Here is a 15,255-nt window from a genome sequence, read left to right on the forward strand (position 1 = left end):
AGGGAATAAGAGAGGAGCCAAGAGCATGATCAACGCCGACATGCGGCTGATCGTGGAGGCCGCCAGGCTTACCTTCGTCGCGACGGTGCGGCCGGACGGCTCGCCCAACCTGTCACCGAAGGGATCGGCGCGGGTGTACGACGACGAGCACATCGCTTTCATGAACATCGCCTCGCCCCAGACGATCGCCAATCTCACCGCGGACCCGCGCATCGAGATGAATGCGGTGGATGTCCTCCGACGCCGGGGCTATCGGTTCACCGGTACCGCGACGCTTCATGGTCAGGGAACGCCGGTCTACGAATGGCTACGCAGCTGGCTGCTCGACCTGAACGGACCGGGTTACCCCGCCCACGAAGCTGTCTTGGTCCATGTCGATCAGGCCCGACCGATCACGTCACCCGCTTATGCCTTCGGCGACGCGGACGAAACCGCCCTCATCGCCGAGTGGTCTGCCAAGTACCAGGTTGTTCAAAGTGAAGAGGAGGAAGTGTGATGCGTGCTGCTGGAGTGCGTGAGTCCGCTGGTCAGGTCGAGTTGCTCGACCTCCCCGACCCTCATAGCCCCGGTCCGGACGAGGTCCTGATCGAGGTCGAGGCGGCCGGTGTCGGCAACTGGGACGACATCGTCCGAACCGGCGTGTGGAACGTCGGGCCCACACCGCCGATGGCGCTTGGCGTGGAAGTCGCCGGCACGGTGATCGCGATCGGTTCGCAGGTCACAGGCCTTCGGCAGGGCGACGAGGTCCTCGGTCACCCGCTGCCGCTGCGTGACCAGGGTTGCTGGGCGGAGCGCGTCGTTGTGGACGCCGGTCTGGTCGTGCGGAAGCCGCTTGGCGTGTCGTGGGAGGTGGCGGCGGCGTTCCCGGTGCCCGCGCTGACCGCGAAGCAGGTCCTCGCTGAGTCGCTCAAGCTCGCCGAGGGCGAGACGTTGCTCGTCCACGGCGCAGGTGGGACAACCGGTGGGCTGATTGTGCAGCTCGCCGCCCTGCGTGGGGCTCGGGTGATCGCCACCGCCGGACCGTCGAGCGTCGCTCGAGTGGCAAAGGCCGGAGCGGCCGAGGTCGTCGACTACCACGACAGCGGGTGGCCCGATCGCGTCCGCGAACTGACCGGCGGCGCGGGCGTCGACGCTGCTGTCAACGCTGTTCGCGGGGGGAGTGCCGACACCATCCTGGCCGTGCAGGAGGGTGGTCGGATGGCGACCATCACCGGCGACCCGCCGGCAGCCGACCGTGGAATCAGCGTCGCCGACGTCTACGTGCGCCCGGACGCCACCCAGCTCGCGGAGCTCTGTGCGCTACTGGGAGATGGCCGGCTGACCCTGTCGGTCGGCTCCGCACTGCCGCTGGCCGAGGCGGCGACAGCGCTTGAGCGCGCCATCGCGGGCGCCAACGGCGGTCCTGTTGTGCTGCAGGTCAAGCCCGGGCGTTTGTCCGAGTTTGTCAAGTCAGGACTGGAGCGCTGAAGTGTGCGGCGAGGGGGCCGGTTGACATGTCCACTGCTTAATGAGGCGGATCAGTTTCCGGGGATCAGGTCGAGGGCGAGGTCGTCGAGGGAGTGGACGACGGTGACGCCGTCCACGACGGCGGTTCCGGTGGCGGCCCGGTCGAGCCAGTAGGAGCGCAGGCCCGCCGCCCGGGCGCCGAGCGCGTCGATGTCGTACCTGTCGCCCACGTACGCGACCTGGTGCGGCGGGAGGCCGAGGAGGGCGCAGCCGGCGAGGAAGATGGCCGGGTCCGGCTTGGACGTTCCGTGTTCCAGCGAGCACAGGACGGCCTCGCCGAAGTGGTCGAGCAGGCCGACCCTCCGGAGCTTGCGCCGCTGGTGGGACAGGGAGGAGTTGGAGACGACTCCGAGTCTGAACGCCGGGGCGAGCTTCCTGAGCACGGGGTCGGCGTCGGGGAAGGCGGCCCAGGCCGCCTCGCGGTGGCCGCCGTACCGCTCGAACCAGACCGCCGCCTCCGCGTCGGACATCCCCCCGTCGGCGAGGCGCCCGGCGTGGGTCAGGAACCGCCGGGTCCGGACCCGCTGCTGCTCCGCGAACGTCAGCTCCCCGGCCAGGCAGCGGGCGTACTCCTCCTCCATGATCTGCCGCCAGACGGCCACCGCCTCGGCGGGGGACGGGAAGGCGTCCAGCAGGCCCTCGGCCGTGAGGTGCCCAATTAGGCCGGTCTCCTCCGAGGACGAGTAGTCGAAGATGGTGTCGTCGACGTCGAACAGCACTCCGCGGATCGTCACCCGTTCACTCTGCCATGCGCCGCCGCCGTCTCTTCGGGCCGCCCGCCTCAGAGCAGCGTGAGGACGCGCGGGCCCTCCTCGGTTATGGCCACGGTGTGCTCCATGTGCGCCGCCCGGCTGCCGTCGGTGGTCCGCAGCGTCCAGCCGTCGCCGTCGGTGCGGTAGCGGGTCCCGCCGCCCGCCATGACCATGGGCTCGATGGCCAGGGCGAGGCCGTGTCGGAGGGGGTAGCCGCGGCCCGGCCGTCCGTCGTTCGGCACCGCGGGGTCCTCGTGCATCCGGCGTCCGATGCCGTGGCCGCCGAAGTCCCGCGGCATCCCGTACCCGGCGGCGCGCGCCACCGTGCCGATGGCGTGGGAGATGTCGCCGACGCGGTTTCCGACGGCGGCGGCGGCGATCCCGGCGTCGAGGGCGCGTCTGGCCGTCTCGACGAGTTCGAGGTCGGCGGGGCGCGGCGTGCCGACCGTGAACGTGACGGCGGCGTCGCCCGTCCAGCCGTCCAGCTCGGCGCCGCAGTCGACGCCGAGCAGGTCGCCGTCCCTGAGGCGGTAGTCGCCCGGGATGCCGTGCACGATGGCGTCGTTCACCGAGGTGCAGATGACCCCGGGAAAGGGCGTGGGCGCGAAGGAGGGCCGGTAGCCCAGGAACGGCGAGCCCGCGCCGGCCTCGTCCAGCACCGCGCGGGCGGCCTCGTCCAGGTCGCGCAGGCGGACACCCACGGCGGCGGCCTTCCGCACCGCCTCCAGGGCGCGGGCCACCACCCTGCCCGCCTCCCGCATGGCCGCCAGGGCGTCGTCCGACTTGATCTCCACCATGTCCGGGCTCCTCGGTAGACCCAATACTTATACCGGTATTAGTATCACACCCATGGTGAGGCCACCCTTGAGCCCCTGGGAACGGGAGCGCGGAGAGCGGTTCGGCGTCCTGCTCCGGCAGGCGCGCGGCGACCGCAGCATGGTCGAGATCGCGGCCGCCGCGGGGCTGTCCGCGGAGACGCTGCGCAAGATCGAGACCGGGCGCGCCCCGACGCCGGCGTTCTTCACGATCGCCGCCCTGGCCGCCGCGCTCGGCCTCTCGCTGGACGAGCTCGCCGCCGCGTGCGCCGAGGGCGGGGACGGCGGGAGAACCGCGCTGGCCGGCTGAACGCTACTTCCGGCGGAGCGGGACGGCCGCCAGGGCCAGCACGACGAGGACGACGGCGATCGCCAGCGCGGCGTACCAGCCGTACGCGATGGACGTGTAGAAGCGGGCGCCCAAGCCGCGCAGCTCGTCGGGCGAGAGCATGCCCAGGTTCGGATGCGCGCTGTGCAGGTCCTCCCGCCGGATCCAGAAGGCGGTCAGCGCGCCGACGGCGGCGAGGCCCGGCAGCGCCGCCCACGCGGCGGACACCCGCCGGGTGAACTCGTCGATCATCGCGACGACCATCGCGAGCAGGCCCGTCGCGAGCGTCACCACGCCCCAGACGGTGGCCAGGCCGGCCACCGGGGTGACGTCGATGGGGATCGACATGCCGCCGCTGAGGGTGCCGACGCTTCCCCAGGCCACGAACGTCACCGCCGCGAGCAGGAAACCCGCCGCGGCGACCAGCCGCGCCATCGCCCGGCGGCCCCTCCGCGGGCCCGCCTCCCCGCCGGGTGCCGCGGGCCCGGATGTGGGACGCAGACGGGCCGTCGCGTCCGGCGTCCCGGCGGCGTCCGCGGAGCCGGGCGGCAGAAGCAGCGCCCCCCCGGCCGCGCCGGGTCCTGAGTGGGGCGGTGTGCCCTCGAATGCGCCCGGGCCGGAGCCGGGTGGTGTGCCCTCGGCGGTGACGGGCCTGGAGTGGGGCGGCGCGCCCCCGTATGCGCCGGGCGCTAAGCCGGGCGCGGCGCCCTCGGCCGCGCCGAGACCTGCGGACCGGCCGGGTGTTCCGGAGGCGGCGTGGACGCCCTCGCTGAGCAGCGCGTCCCCGGGCGCCTCCGCCCCGCCGAGCAGCCGGAGCAGGACCTGGCGGGCGGTCGGGCGGCGGGCCGGGTCCTTGGCGAGGCAGGCCGCCACGATGTCGCGCAGCGGGCCCGACAGCGGCCCGAGATCGGGCTCCTCGTGCAGGATGCGGTGCATCACCACCGGGATCGACGACTGGCCGAAGGGCGCGGCACCGGTGGCGGCGGCCACGACGGTGCACGCCCAGGCGAAGACGTCGGCAGGCGGCCCGACCTCCGCCCCGCTGATCTGCTCCGGGGCCATGTAGGCGGGCGTGCCGACCACCGCGCTCGACAGCGTCCCGGTGGCGTCGAGGGCCCGCGCGATGCCGAAGTCGATGACCCGGGGGCCGTCCGCGCCCATGATGACGTTGCCGGGCTTGAAGTCCCGGTGCACCACCCCGGCCTGGTGGATCGCCGCGAGCGCCGTCACCGTGGCGATGGCCAGCCGGTCGAGCGCGGGACCCCGGGTGGGGCCGCCCGAGGAGATCACCTCCGACAGGGGAGGCCCGTCCACGTACTCGCTCACGATGTACGGCCGGTCGCCGTCCGCGTCGGCGTCGAGCACCCGCGCGGTGCAGAACGCCGCCACGCGCTTGGCGTGGGCGAGCTCGCCCGCGAAGCGCGAGCGGGCCCTCGCGTCCCCCGCGAACCGGGCGTGCAGCACCTTGACCGCGACCGGCGCTCCGCCCGGCCCCTCGCCCCGGTAGACGACGCCCTGCCCGCCCTCGCCGAGCACGCCGACGAGCCGGTAGGCGCCGACGTGCGAGGGGTCGCCCTGACCGAGTCCCTGTAAACCCCGCAAACCGACCTCCACAATCGCCCTCGGGTGACGTTAGTGGATGAGATCGCGCGCGGGGTGGAAAACGATCGCCGGAGGCGCGCCTAGAGCTTCTTGGCTCCCTCGCCTGCGAGCGCGGCGACGGCGCCGAGACCGAGGTAGACGACGCCGCTGCCGACGTCGAGGCGCCTGCGGGCCCGTGCGGACGAGCGCAGACGGCCGGCGAGGGCCGACGAGGCGAGGGCGTAGGTGCCGTCGCTCGCCATGCCGAGCACCACCCAGATCGCCCCCAGCAGCACGATCTGCGGCGCGAGCGGTCCCCGCGCCGGGTCGGCGAACTGCGGGAGGAAGGCCAGGAAGAAGATGGCCGTCTTCGGGTTGAGCACGTTGACCACGAACCCCTCCCCGAACAGCCGTGACCGCGACGCCGGCCTGACCTCCGGCGTCTCCGCCGCCGGCCGGCTCAGGAGCTTCCGTACGCCGAGGTAGACGAGGTAGGCCGCGCCCAGCCACTTGACGACGGCGAACGCGGTGGCCGACGCCGCGAGGACCGCGCTGATCCCCAGCGCGGCGGCGGCGACGTGCACCAGCGACCCGGCGTGCACGCCGAGCACGGACACGAGTCCCGCCGCGCGCCCCTGGGCGACGCTGCGGGTGACGATGTAGACCACGGCGGGTCCGGGGACCAGGAGCAGCGCGAGGGTGGCGGTCGCGAACAGGGCGAGCGTCGGCAGTGCGGGCATGCCGCGATGGTACGAACGCGGCCCGCCGCGCGGCCATCGGATTTCCGCGGCGTCACACCACCGCGGTCTCACACCGCCCGCGCGTCAGCCATCCCGGCGTCACACCACCGCGGTCTCACACCATCCCGGCGGCCGCGACCGCATCGGCTCCCTGGACCGCGCCGACGGTTTCGGCTTCCTCGACGGCGGCGACAAGCGCGGCGACGAGGGCGGCCGTCGCGGGGGGATCGGGCGGCTCGCCGTACGTGGCGGCGAACACCCGCCGCGTCGAGCCGGGCAGCCCCGCCGTCCGTACGCCGGGGTGGCGGTGGGCCGACAGCGCGAGCCGGGGGAGGACGGCGACGCCCAGCCCCGCCGCCACCATGGCCTGGACCGCCACGTAGTCGTCGGTGGTGAACGACACGCGCGGCTCGAAGCCCGCGGCGGCGCACAGGTCGAGCAGGTGCGCCCGGCACCGGTCGCACCCCGCGATCCACCGCGACCCGGCGTGCCCGGCCAGCGTCCCCGTCCCGTCGCCCATCGGTGCGGGAACGTCCAGGAGGGCGGCCGGGGTGACGAGCAGGCTCGGCTCGTCGAGGAGGCGGGTCAGCCGGACGCCGTCCTCGTCCGGGCCGGTCCCGCCGTAGCGGAACACCACCGCCGCGTCGACCTGGCCGTCGCGGAGCATGCGGAGGGCCTCGGGTGGCTCGGCCTCGATGAGCCGCAGGTCGAGCCCCGGGTGCGCGGACGCGAGCCGGACGGCGGCGGCGGGGACGAACGTGCCGAGGGCCGAGGGGAACGCGGCCAGCCGCACCCGCCCCGACCGCAGCCCGACGTGCGCGGCGAGCTCGGCGGACGCGGAGTCGAGCCGGCCGAGGATCTCCGCGGACCGCTCGGCCAGCAGGCGCCCGGCGTCGGTGAGCCGGATGCCGCGGCCCACCCGCTGGACCAGCTTCGCCCCGGTCTCCGCCTCCAGCCGGGCCAGGTGGTGGCTCACCGACGGCTGCGAGTAGTGCAGCTCGCGGGCGGCCGCCGTGACCGAGCCGGTGCGGGCGACCGCGACCAGCACGCGAAGCCGCACCACGTCGAGCATCTCCGCACCATATCAACGCGGTCTATGGGTCACCGCGAAAAGTCGAGTTGGACCTATGGGCCGTACGGCGAGCAGGCTGAGATTCATGACCGACATCCGTGACGTGCTGGAGGCCCGCGCGCTGCTGGCCCCGCACCTTCCCGAGACGCCCATGTGGTCCTATCCCGTTCTCGACGCGGCCGTCGGGGCGCGCGTCCACGTCAAGCACGAGAACGTCCAGCCCACCGGGGCGTTCAAGGTCAGGGGCGGCATCACCCTGCTCGCGCGGATGCCCGACGCGCGGCGGGGCGTGGTGGCGTACTCGACCGGCAACCACGCCCAGTCCGTCGCGTACGCCGCCCGGCTGCACGGCGTGCCCTGCTCCGTCGTCATGCCGGAGAACCCGAACCCGGCCAAGGTGGCGGCGGTCGAGGCGCTGGGCGCGCACGTCCACGTCGCGGGCGCCACGATGGTCGAGGCCGCCCGCCACGCCGGGGACCTGGCGGACCGGGAGGGCATGCGGCTCGTCAGCCCGGCCGACGAGCCCGACATCATCGCGGGCGTCGGCACGCTCTACGCCGAGATCCTCACGGCCCGGCCGCGGCTGGACGCGGTGTTCGTGCCCGTCGGCAGCGGGACCGGCGCGGCCGCCGCCTGCATCGTCGCCGAGGCGCTCGCGCCCGCGTGCCGGGTGATCGCCGTCCAGTCGGCCCAGGCGCCCGCCGCCCACGACTCCTGGCGGCTGGGCGAGGCGGTGACCCGGCCGGTGAAGACGGTCGTGGACGGGCTCGCCACCGGCTCGGCGTTCGCCATGACCCAGGCGGTGATGCGCGCCCGCCTGGACGACTTCGTCCTCGTGGACGACGAGGACATCCTGCGGGCGCAGCGGATGCTGCTGACCGAGGCCCACACGCTCGCCGAGGGCGCCGGGGCGGCCGCCCTCGCGGCCCTGCTGGCCCGGCGCGAGGAGTTCGCCGGCGCCGAGGTCGCCGTCGTCTGCACAGGCGGCAACGCCGGCCCCGCCGAGCTCGCCCGCCTCCTCGCCGCCTGACGAGGGGAACGGGGGCCGTCAGGGGAGGTCGCGGCGGGTGGCCTCCTCGACCTCGTGGAGGCTCTGCCGGGTGAGCTCCAGCTCGGACGTGAGCTCGTCGAGGGCCCGCGTCCCGTCGTCCGCCGCCGAGGACGTGGCGCTCATCGCCCCGACCTCGACGGCCCGGGCGACCAGGCCCTCCAGGCTGATCGCCCCGGACTCGAGACGGGCGAGCACCCGGTCGCGGGCGGCGGTCAGCCGGTCGAGCACCTCCCGCTGCGCCGCCAGTGAGGCGAGGGACCGGTCGAGCTCGCCCGCGACGTCGCCGCGCGCCCGCTCCCGGGCGTGGATGAGCCGCAGGCGCTCCTGTTCCAGGAACCCCGGGTCGAACCGGGCGAGCGCCGCGCCCGTCACCGACGCCTGGCCGGCGAGCCGGCGCAGGGTGGCGACGGTGTCGTCCACCTGCGGGCGCATCTCAGCGATCCGGTCGAGCAGGAGCTGCCCGCGCATCGACGCGGTGAGGTCCGCGAACGTGGCGGCGGCCCGCTCGGCCCGCCGCAGCCACGCCTCCTCGGCGCTGCCCCGCGCGACGCGCGGCGCCTCCGGCTCCTCCGTACGGCTCTCGCCCCCGGTCGACTGCCAGGCCGAGGCGAACGCCTTGACGAGCCAGACGGCGACGCCCACGAAGGCGGCGCCGGCCGGGTGGACGTCGACCGCCCAGGCCGCGCCTCCCGCGGTGGCGCCCAGGAGCAGCCCCCACGGATCGCGCAGTTCCTCGGTGAAGCGGGACACGGGCGGCTCCCGGCAGTCAGAAGTTGGAGATGACGGCCGTGAACACCTGGTCGATGCTTCCCGGCTTGCGCGAATCGTAGGCCGCGGCGTCCGTCGTCTGCGAGATCTTCTTGAGTGTGCCCAGGTCGGCGTCCGCGCCGTACGCGATGGTGAAGACGCGCACGCCGTCCTCGCCGGCCTCGGTGCGCAGGTCGGGGACCAGGTCGTCCAGCGAGATCGAGTTGTTGTCCTCGTTCTTCCCGTCGGTCAGGAAGACGACCGCGTTGATCGCGTCGCCGCTGCGGTGCGCCATGACGTACCGGTACGACGCGAGCGTGGTGTCGTACAGGCCGGTGCCGCCGTTGGGGATCAGGCCCTCGATGCGGTCCTTGAGCCGGCTGCCGGTGTTCCTGTCCATCGGGACGAGCTCGCGGTAGTCCTTGTCGCCGTCCTGCTTGAGCGAGAACATCCACAGGCCGACCCGGTCGTTGGGGCCGAACTGCGGCAGCGCGTTGACGGCCGCCTGCTTGGCCAGGTCGAGCTTGGTCCTGCCGGTGCCGGGGACCTCGGCGCCCATCGAGCCGGAGACGTCCATGACCATGAGGACGTTCGCCGGCTTGCGCAGCTCCGACCAGCTCTTCAGGATCCGGTCGAGCACCTGCGGGGTGGGGGCGCCGAGCGTGGTGGACGGCTGCTTCGGGTCGAGGCCGTTGGCCGCCGTGATGAGGTCGCCCGGCTTGCCGTCGAAGGTCCGGAAGGCGTACTTCTCGAACTCCCGCTGCCGCTCCGGCGCCTGCAGATACTTCAGGAAGTCGGCCGCGGCCGCCTTCCTCGCCGCGTCGGCCCAGGACAGCACGGCGTACGGGTGGTCGGAGAAGAGCGTGCCCTCCTTGGGATAGATGGCCACGAGCGGCACCTTCGGCTTCGCGTGCTCGCCGAGCGTCTTCGGGTCGCCGGTCGGGTTGCCCTGGTTGTAGTCCCACACCGACTTCTCCTCCACCGTGACGGCGGAGATGTACGACATGGCCGTGCCCTCGTCGTCCGCGTGCTGGAGGTTGGACAGGAACGTCAGCGTCGTGTCGCCGTAGTGGACGATCGACCGCTCGACCCCCCGCACGAAGTCCCGGGTCTTGGCGGAGGAGACGTCCTTCTCGGTCAGGTCGCCCGACAGCCCGGTGGCGGCGAAGTACGCCCCGACGGTCGCGTTGAGGCCGGAGGTGGAGAAGTTCGGGTTCGTCTTGCCCAGGCGGAACGCGCCCCACTCCGGATGCCCGTACTTCGCCCAGCCCTTCGGGTCGTTGGCCAGGTCGAGGATCTCCGACCAGCCGACCTTCTTGGCCGGCCAGCCGAGCGCCTGCGCCATCGGCTTCGGCATCGCGATGACCAGCGGCGACTCGGCGAGGGTGGGGTTGTCCGCGGCCACCGGGGTGGCGCGGTCGCCGCCCTCCGTCCGCTGCCGCAGCAGGGCGACCCAGCCGGCGCTCGCCGGGGTCCAGACGTCGGGGCGGGGGCCGTCCTGCCGCTCGTCCCAGCCGCGGGCCAGCGCCTGCATGGCGCCGCCCGAGGCCTTGGAGTTCACCACCACGTCGACGCAGCGGCCGTCCACCCGGTGCCCGTTGTAGCCGTTCGCCATGCCGCGCAGCAGCTCGGCCTTCTCGCTGGACGCCGCGATCGTGAGCACGATCCCGTCGTCGCCGCAGGCCCGCTTCTGCGCGATGCCGGCGCCGCCGCCGCCCGGGTCGTCGCCCCCGCCGCCGCCGATCAGCGTCCTCAGCCCCACGATCAGCGCGCCCGCGAGGATGACGGCGATGATGAACGGCGCCAAGCCGCGGCGGCGCTTCTGCTGGGGTGGGGGGTACACGCGTCCTCCAGGGCCATTCGAGGAATGCCAGCACTTATCCCGACGAATGACGGCTCACGTTAGTTGCCGATGATCTCGGCGGGCTAACGTCCGGAGATGCGGCCGTGTATCAGCTCGACGAGCGTCGCGTGCACGTCGTCCAGCGGGTGGTCGGGTCGCAGGGCGCGGCGCTCGATGGCGACCGTCAGCACCATGCCGAAGACGGCCGTCGCCGCCGTCGCCGTGTCGAGCCCCTCACGGAGCTCGCCCGCGCGCACCGCCTCCTCCAGGACCCGCTCGTACACGCCGAGCACGCTCGTGCGCAGCCGCAGAACGGCCTCCTGCCAGGCCGCCCGCCACATCTCCGCCAGCAGCACCCGCGCGAACGGCCCGTACTCGTCGACGAAGCGGAGCTGGGCCAGCACGAGGGCGTCGAGCGTGGCGACCGGAGAGGCGGACGGCGCCCGGGCGGCCTCCGCGAGGGCGTCCGCGAGCCGCTCGATGCCGTGGTCGAGCAGCCCCGCGAACAGCGCCTCCTTGCTGCCGAAGTTGTAGAAGACCGTGCCCTTGGCGACCCCGGCGCGCTCCGCGATGGCGTCGACCGTCGTGGCCGTGTAGCCCTGCTCGGCGATGAGGTCGACCGCGGCCCGGTAGAGCCGCTGCCGGGTGTCGCCCCGCCGCCCCCGCTCGCCGCGCTCGGTCCGCTCGGTCCGCTCGCCGCGCGTGCTCACAGGGCCAGCTCCGGCTTGAGCCGGCGCAGGGACCACGTGCGGCCCCGATGCACGGCGAGGACGGTCAGCGACAACCCGAGGACGGCGAACGCGGTCAGCACGCCGCAAGCCTGCCACACCACGGCCAGGTCGCCGCCGCTGATCAGGCGGCGCATCGCCGCGACCACCCAGCTCATCGGCAGCCACGGCGAGACGGCCTGGAAGAACCCGGGCGAGGTCTCGATCGGGTACGTCCCCGCCGACGAGGTGAGCTGGAGCATCAGCAGCGCCAGCACCACGATCCGCCCCGGCGTGCCGAGCAGCGCGTTCACCGCCTGGATCACCGCGAGGAACGCCGCGGTGGTCAGCAGCAGGAAGCCCGCCACGCCGAGCCAGTGCGCGGCCGACAGCCCGAGCCCGAGGCGCAGCACCGCGAGCAGCACCCCGACCTGCAGCGTGCCCATCGCCATCCCCGGCAGCCACCCGGCGAGCGCGGTCCGCCACGCGGGAGCCGACCCGGCGAGCAGCCGCGGGTTCATCGGGCGGAGCAGCATGTAGATCACCATCGCGCCCACCCACAGGGCCAGCGGCACGAAGAACGGCGCGAAGCCGGTGCCGTAGTTGGGCACGTCGTTGTCGATCCGCGAGTCGAGCCGCACCGGGTCGCTCATCATGCCCGTACGGCTGTCGCGCTCGGCTGTGCCGTAGTCGGGGATCTGGGCGGCGCCGTCGCCCAGCCTGTCGGCCAGCTCGCCCGAGCCGTTCGCCAGCCGCACCAGGCCGTGGTCCAGCCGGCCCGCCCCCTCGTGCAGCCTGCCGATGCCCGAGTCGAGCCGCCCGGCGCCCGAGGCCAGCGCGCCGACGCCCGCGTCCAGCCGGCTCGCCCCGCTGCCGAGCCGCGCGAGGCCGTCCGACAGCCTGCTCGCGCCGCCGCCCAGGCGGCCGAGGCCCGCCGACAGCGAGGACGCGCCCTTCAGCGCCTTCCCGCTGCCGTTCCGCAGGTCGTCCGCTCCGTCGGCGAGCTGCCTGAGACCGCGGTCGAGCTGGTTGAACCGGTCACGGGCCCCGTCGAGCGCCGCGCCGAGCCCCGGCGCCGCCGCGGCCAGCTCGCGCGCGTCGCCCGCGACCTGCCGGGCCGTGCGGGCGAGGTCGTCCGTACGGCCCGCCTGGGCACCGAGGCGGCTCTGCAGCCGGCCCGCCGCGTCCGACAGCTCGCCCGCCGAGCCGGAGGCGCGCTCGACCAGGGCGCGCAGCTCGGGGTCGGCGCCGGGGTGGGCGTCGAGCCAGCGCTCGACCGCGCGCAGGTCCTGCCGGGCGGCGCCCGCAGAGCCGCTGACCTCCTGGGGCAGGCCGCCCAGCGCGCCGGCGACGGCGTCCGCGCCGTCGGCCAGTGTGAGGGCGGCCCGCCTGATCCGGTCGCCGTCGCGGGTCAGCACGGGCGCGTACCTGTCGGCGGCCCCGTTCACCACCGGCGACAGCGCGTGCACCTGCCGGTACGCCTGCCGGTTGCCCTCGGCCAGCTTCGCCGCGCCCGCGTCGAGGGCGGCGAGCCCGGACCGCAGGCCGGCCGCGCCCTTCGCCGCCGTCGACAGGCCGGCCTCCAGTGTCCTCGAACCCGCGTAGGCGGTGTGCGCGCCGCTCGCGAGGGCCCGGGACCCCGCCCGCAGCGTCCCCGCGCCCGCCGACAGCCTGCCGGTGGCGTCCTGCGCGGTGCCGAGCCCGGCGTTCAGCGACGCGGCGCCCTGGCGGGCCTGCGCCGTTCCGTCGTGCAGCCGGTCCGCCCCCTGCGCCGCCCGGAGCGTCTGGTCGTGCAGGTCGGCGAACGACAGGAAGATCTGGTCCAGGTAACCGCGCACCGCGCTGCGGCCGGACGCCTCCTTCACCTCGCGGAAGACGGAGTCGGAGATCGTCCGCATGATGTAGCTGCGGCCGGTGTCCACGCGGACCCCGAGCCGCGCGGGGCGCGGCGCGCCGTCGCCGGAGGGGGAGGCGAGGTCGGCGCTGAAGTCCCGGGGGATCGTGAGGGACAGGTAGTACCTGCCGTCGCGCACGCCCCGGTCGGCCTCCGCCGCGTCCACCCGGTGCCAGTCGAAGACCCGGCGCCTCACGAGTTCGTCCGCCAGGTCGCCGCCCGCCCGCAGCGTCGTGCCGTTCGCCGCGGCCGGCTGGTCCTCCACGACCAGCGCCACCGGCACGCGCTCCAGGTTCCCCTGCGGGTCCCAGAACGACCACAGGTAGAGCCCCGCGTAGAGCAGGGGCAGCATGACCACGGCCACGAGCGCCGCCCTGGTCAGTCGTGAGCGCGTGAACCGGCGCAACTCCAGCCGCCCCGGGTGCGGAGACCTCATCGGAGCCCGCCCTCCTCGTCGCCGTCCCGCCCGTCCTCGTCCTGGTCTCGGGGATCGTCCCCGGGCCCGTCGCCGTCCAGGTCTCGCGGATCGTCCCCGTGTGCGTCGCCGTCCAGGTCCCGCCGGTCGTCCGCAGGCCCGTCCCCGTCCCGGCCGGGCAGGGTCAGCACGAGGGACGCGGCCTCGGCGGCCTCCCGCGCGTCCGTGCAGGCGGCCATGACCGTCAGCCCCGCGTCCGCGAGGCCCCGCAGGGTCGCCCACAGCGCGCGGCGCCCGTCCGCCGGGATCCCGTCGTCGGCGTCGTCCACCAGCAGCAGGCCCGGCGCGTCGAGCAGGGCCAGCGCGATCCCGAGCCGCACCGCCTGCTCGCGGGTGAGGTCCCGGGCGAGCGTCCGGTCGCCCTCGGGCAGGCCGGCCGGGTCGAGGCCCGCGCGCGCGAGCGCCGGCGCCACGATGTCGCCGTTCCCGTGGCGCCACAGCAGGCCGTGCGGCCGCATCCGCTCGTGCAGGTGCTCCCGTACGGACAGGGCGTCGTCGAGCGGGTTCACGTCCGGGAACAGGCCGAGCGCGGCCACCCTGCGGATGGCCCGCGGGCGGTCGTGGTCGCCGGCCAGGAGCGTCCCCTCGCCGTGCCGCATCCGTCCGGCGAGCGTGAGCAGCAGGCTCGTCCGGCCGCTGCCCGCCTCGCCCTGGACGGCGGTGAGCGTACCGGGCCCGGCGTCGAGGGTCACGTCCCGGTAGACCCAGCCGTGCCGTCCCCGCAGGCCGAGGCCGCGTGCCCGCACCTCGGCGCCCGCGAACGCGGCCCGTGCCTCCTCCGCCATCGCCCCTCCTTTTGAACTGACCAGTCGGCACAAAAAGCGTAACGCCGAATGGCGGGAAGACCTGCCGGACGGCCTGTGATCTGCGCTACTTCCTGACCAGCTCGACCAGCGGGGCTGCGCGAGCGTGGCCGAGCAGACCTGGAACCTGGCGGGCGCAGGGCGGCGGGTTCCGCCTCGCGGCCGCCCACAGCGGCAAGTGCGCGGGCGTCAGGGACGCCTCGACCTCGGCCGGCAAGGCCGTCCAGCAGGAGACGTGCACCGGCGCGGCCTCCCAGACCTGGCAGCTCACCCTCGTGAGCGGCTCGACCTACCAGGTGGTCGACGCCAACGGCGGCAAGTGCCTGAACGTCATGGACAGCTCGACCGCGGCGGGCGCGCCGGTCCAGCAGAACTCCTGCGACTCGGTCACCAGCAAGCGGTGGACGCTGCAGCCCGCCGGGTCGATCCCGACCGGGACGCCCACCCCCACTCCGACGCGCACGCCGACCCCCACGCCCACGCCCACGTCGCCCCCGCCGTCCGGCGGATGGCCGGGCGCGAACGGCTCCCAGGCGGTGAGCAGCACGATCAGCGTCTCCGGGACCGTGGACGGCGGCCTCAAGCGCTACTACGCGACCGGGAACATGGGCGACTACCGCGGCTGCGGCAACTGTGGGAACTCCTACCAGCGGAACGTCGTGATCTCCAACGTCACCGCGACCTCGCCCGGCAAGGCCCTGGCCGGCATCAACACCAACTGGGGCGACACGGCGCGCTTCTCGAACATCACGATCGTGAACGACCCGAGCCGCGAGATCTCGATCTGCGACAAGTACAAGGGCGTGCCGAAGGGCAGCGAGCCGACGAAGATCGGCAGCGGCGCGGACGGCGTCAACTGCATCTACTCGGCGTCCGACATCACCTACCGGTGACGCCCCGCCGATGAGAGAGGGCCCGGCGGTCCCCCAGGCCGCCGGGCC

The 15,255-nt window shown here is 74.2% G+C and carries 15 protein-coding genes; 5 read left to right on the plus strand and 10 right to left on the minus strand.

The genetic code is table 11. The features are described from left to right. Positions 1-25: 25 nt before the first annotated feature. Both Mco01_RS12115 and Mco01_RS12120 read left to right on the plus strand, forming a co-directional pair. Complete coding sequence (locus tag Mco01_RS12115; protein WP_204056995.1) at positions 26-496, plus strand: pyridoxamine 5'-phosphate oxidase family protein; 471 nt, start codon at positions 26-28, stop codon at positions 494-496. Continuing rightward, positions 496-1,467 carry an NADP-dependent oxidoreductase gene (locus tag Mco01_RS12120; RefSeq protein WP_204056996.1) on the plus strand — a complete coding sequence of 324 codons (972 nt, stop codon included), beginning with the start codon at positions 496-498 and terminating at the stop codon, positions 1,465-1,467. Before Mco01_RS12115 ends, Mco01_RS12120 begins: the two co-directional genes overlap by 1 nt. Before the next feature lie 50 nt (positions 1,468-1,517). Here the strand turns inward: Mco01_RS12120 and Mco01_RS12125 are convergent, their stop codons facing one another. Continuing rightward, complete coding sequence (locus tag Mco01_RS12125; protein WP_204056997.1) at positions 1,518-2,240, minus strand: HAD family hydrolase; 723 nt, start codon at positions 2,238-2,240, stop codon at positions 1,518-1,520. A 47-nt stretch (positions 2,241-2,287) separates the two neighbouring features. Then, positions 2,288-3,055 carry a type I methionyl aminopeptidase gene (gene map, locus Mco01_RS12130; protein WP_204056998.1) on the minus strand — a complete coding sequence of 256 codons (768 nt, stop codon included), beginning with the start codon at positions 3,053-3,055 and terminating at the stop codon, positions 2,288-2,290. Positions 3,056-3,107: 52 nt separating this feature from the next. Here map and Mco01_RS12135 point away from each other — a divergent pair, with 52 nt between their 5' ends. Beyond that, positions 3,108-3,383 (plus strand): helix-turn-helix domain-containing protein, encoded by a 276-nt coding sequence (locus Mco01_RS12135; RefSeq protein WP_204056999.1) that lies wholly within the window; start codon positions 3,108-3,110, stop codon positions 3,381-3,383. 3 nt (positions 3,384-3,386) lie between these two features. On the opposite strand, the gene Mco01_RS12140 is transcribed toward Mco01_RS12135, so the two are convergent. The 3 genes from Mco01_RS12140 to Mco01_RS12150 form a co-directional block, all read right to left on the minus strand. Next, the gene (locus tag Mco01_RS12140) at positions 3,387-5,003 is read right to left on the minus strand and encodes a serine/threonine-protein kinase (protein WP_204057000.1); all 1,617 of its coding nucleotides are present in this window, start codon (positions 5,001-5,003) and stop codon (positions 3,387-3,389) included. Between the two features lie 80 nt (positions 5,004-5,083). Beyond that, entirely contained in the window at positions 5,084-5,722 is a 639-nt protein-coding gene (locus Mco01_RS12145) for a LysE family translocator (protein WP_204057001.1), read from the minus strand. A gap of 115 nt (positions 5,723-5,837) precedes the next feature. Beyond that, entirely contained in the window at positions 5,838-6,794 is a 957-nt protein-coding gene (locus Mco01_RS12150; RefSeq protein WP_204057002.1) for a LysR family transcriptional regulator, read from the minus strand. A gap of 85 nt (positions 6,795-6,879) precedes the next feature. On the opposite strand from Mco01_RS12150, the gene Mco01_RS12155 reads away from it, so the two are divergent. Continuing rightward, a complete protein-coding gene (locus Mco01_RS12155; protein ID WP_239103547.1) occupies positions 6,880-7,824 on the plus strand; it encodes a threonine ammonia-lyase in 945 nt (314 codons plus the stop codon). A gap of 18 nt (positions 7,825-7,842) precedes the next feature. Here Mco01_RS12155 and Mco01_RS12160 read toward each other — a convergent pair whose 3' ends face one another. The 5 genes from Mco01_RS12160 to Mco01_RS12180 form a co-directional block, all read right to left on the minus strand. Further along, entirely contained in the window at positions 7,843-8,595 is a 753-nt protein-coding gene (locus Mco01_RS12160; RefSeq protein WP_204057004.1) for a hypothetical protein, read from the minus strand. 16 nt (positions 8,596-8,611) lie between these two features. Next, positions 8,612-10,435: a substrate-binding and VWA domain-containing protein gene (locus Mco01_RS12165; RefSeq protein ID WP_204057005.1), complete on the minus strand. Its 1,824-nt coding sequence runs from the start codon at positions 10,433-10,435 to the stop codon at positions 8,612-8,614. An 83-nt stretch (positions 10,436-10,518) separates the two neighbouring features. Beyond that, positions 10,519-11,145 carry a TetR/AcrR family transcriptional regulator gene (locus Mco01_RS12170; RefSeq protein ID WP_204057006.1) on the minus strand — a complete coding sequence of 209 codons (627 nt, stop codon included), beginning with the start codon at positions 11,143-11,145 and terminating at the stop codon, positions 10,519-10,521. Then, positions 11,142-13,472: a YhgE/Pip domain-containing protein gene (locus tag Mco01_RS12175; RefSeq protein ID WP_204057007.1), complete on the minus strand. Its 2,331-nt coding sequence runs from the start codon at positions 13,470-13,472 to the stop codon at positions 11,142-11,144. The genes Mco01_RS12170 and Mco01_RS12175 overlap by 4 nt, the downstream gene beginning before the upstream one ends. Continuing rightward, positions 13,469-14,296 carry an ABC transporter ATP-binding protein gene (locus tag Mco01_RS12180; protein WP_204057008.1) on the minus strand — a complete coding sequence of 276 codons (828 nt, stop codon included), beginning with the start codon at positions 14,294-14,296 and terminating at the stop codon, positions 13,469-13,471. The genes Mco01_RS12175 and Mco01_RS12180 overlap by 4 nt, the downstream gene beginning before the upstream one ends. 92 nt (positions 14,297-14,388) lie before the next feature. Between Mco01_RS12180 and Mco01_RS39060 the strand changes: the two genes are divergently transcribed. Beyond that, entirely contained in the window at positions 14,389-15,207 is an 819-nt protein-coding gene (locus Mco01_RS39060; protein ID WP_239103551.1) for an RICIN domain-containing protein, read from the plus strand. Positions 15,208-15,255: the final 48 nt, after the last annotated feature.

This window comes from Microbispora corallina (assembly GCF_016863035.1).
Classification (GTDB): Bacteria; Actinomycetota; Actinomycetes; order Streptosporangiales; family Streptosporangiaceae; genus Microbispora; species Microbispora corallina.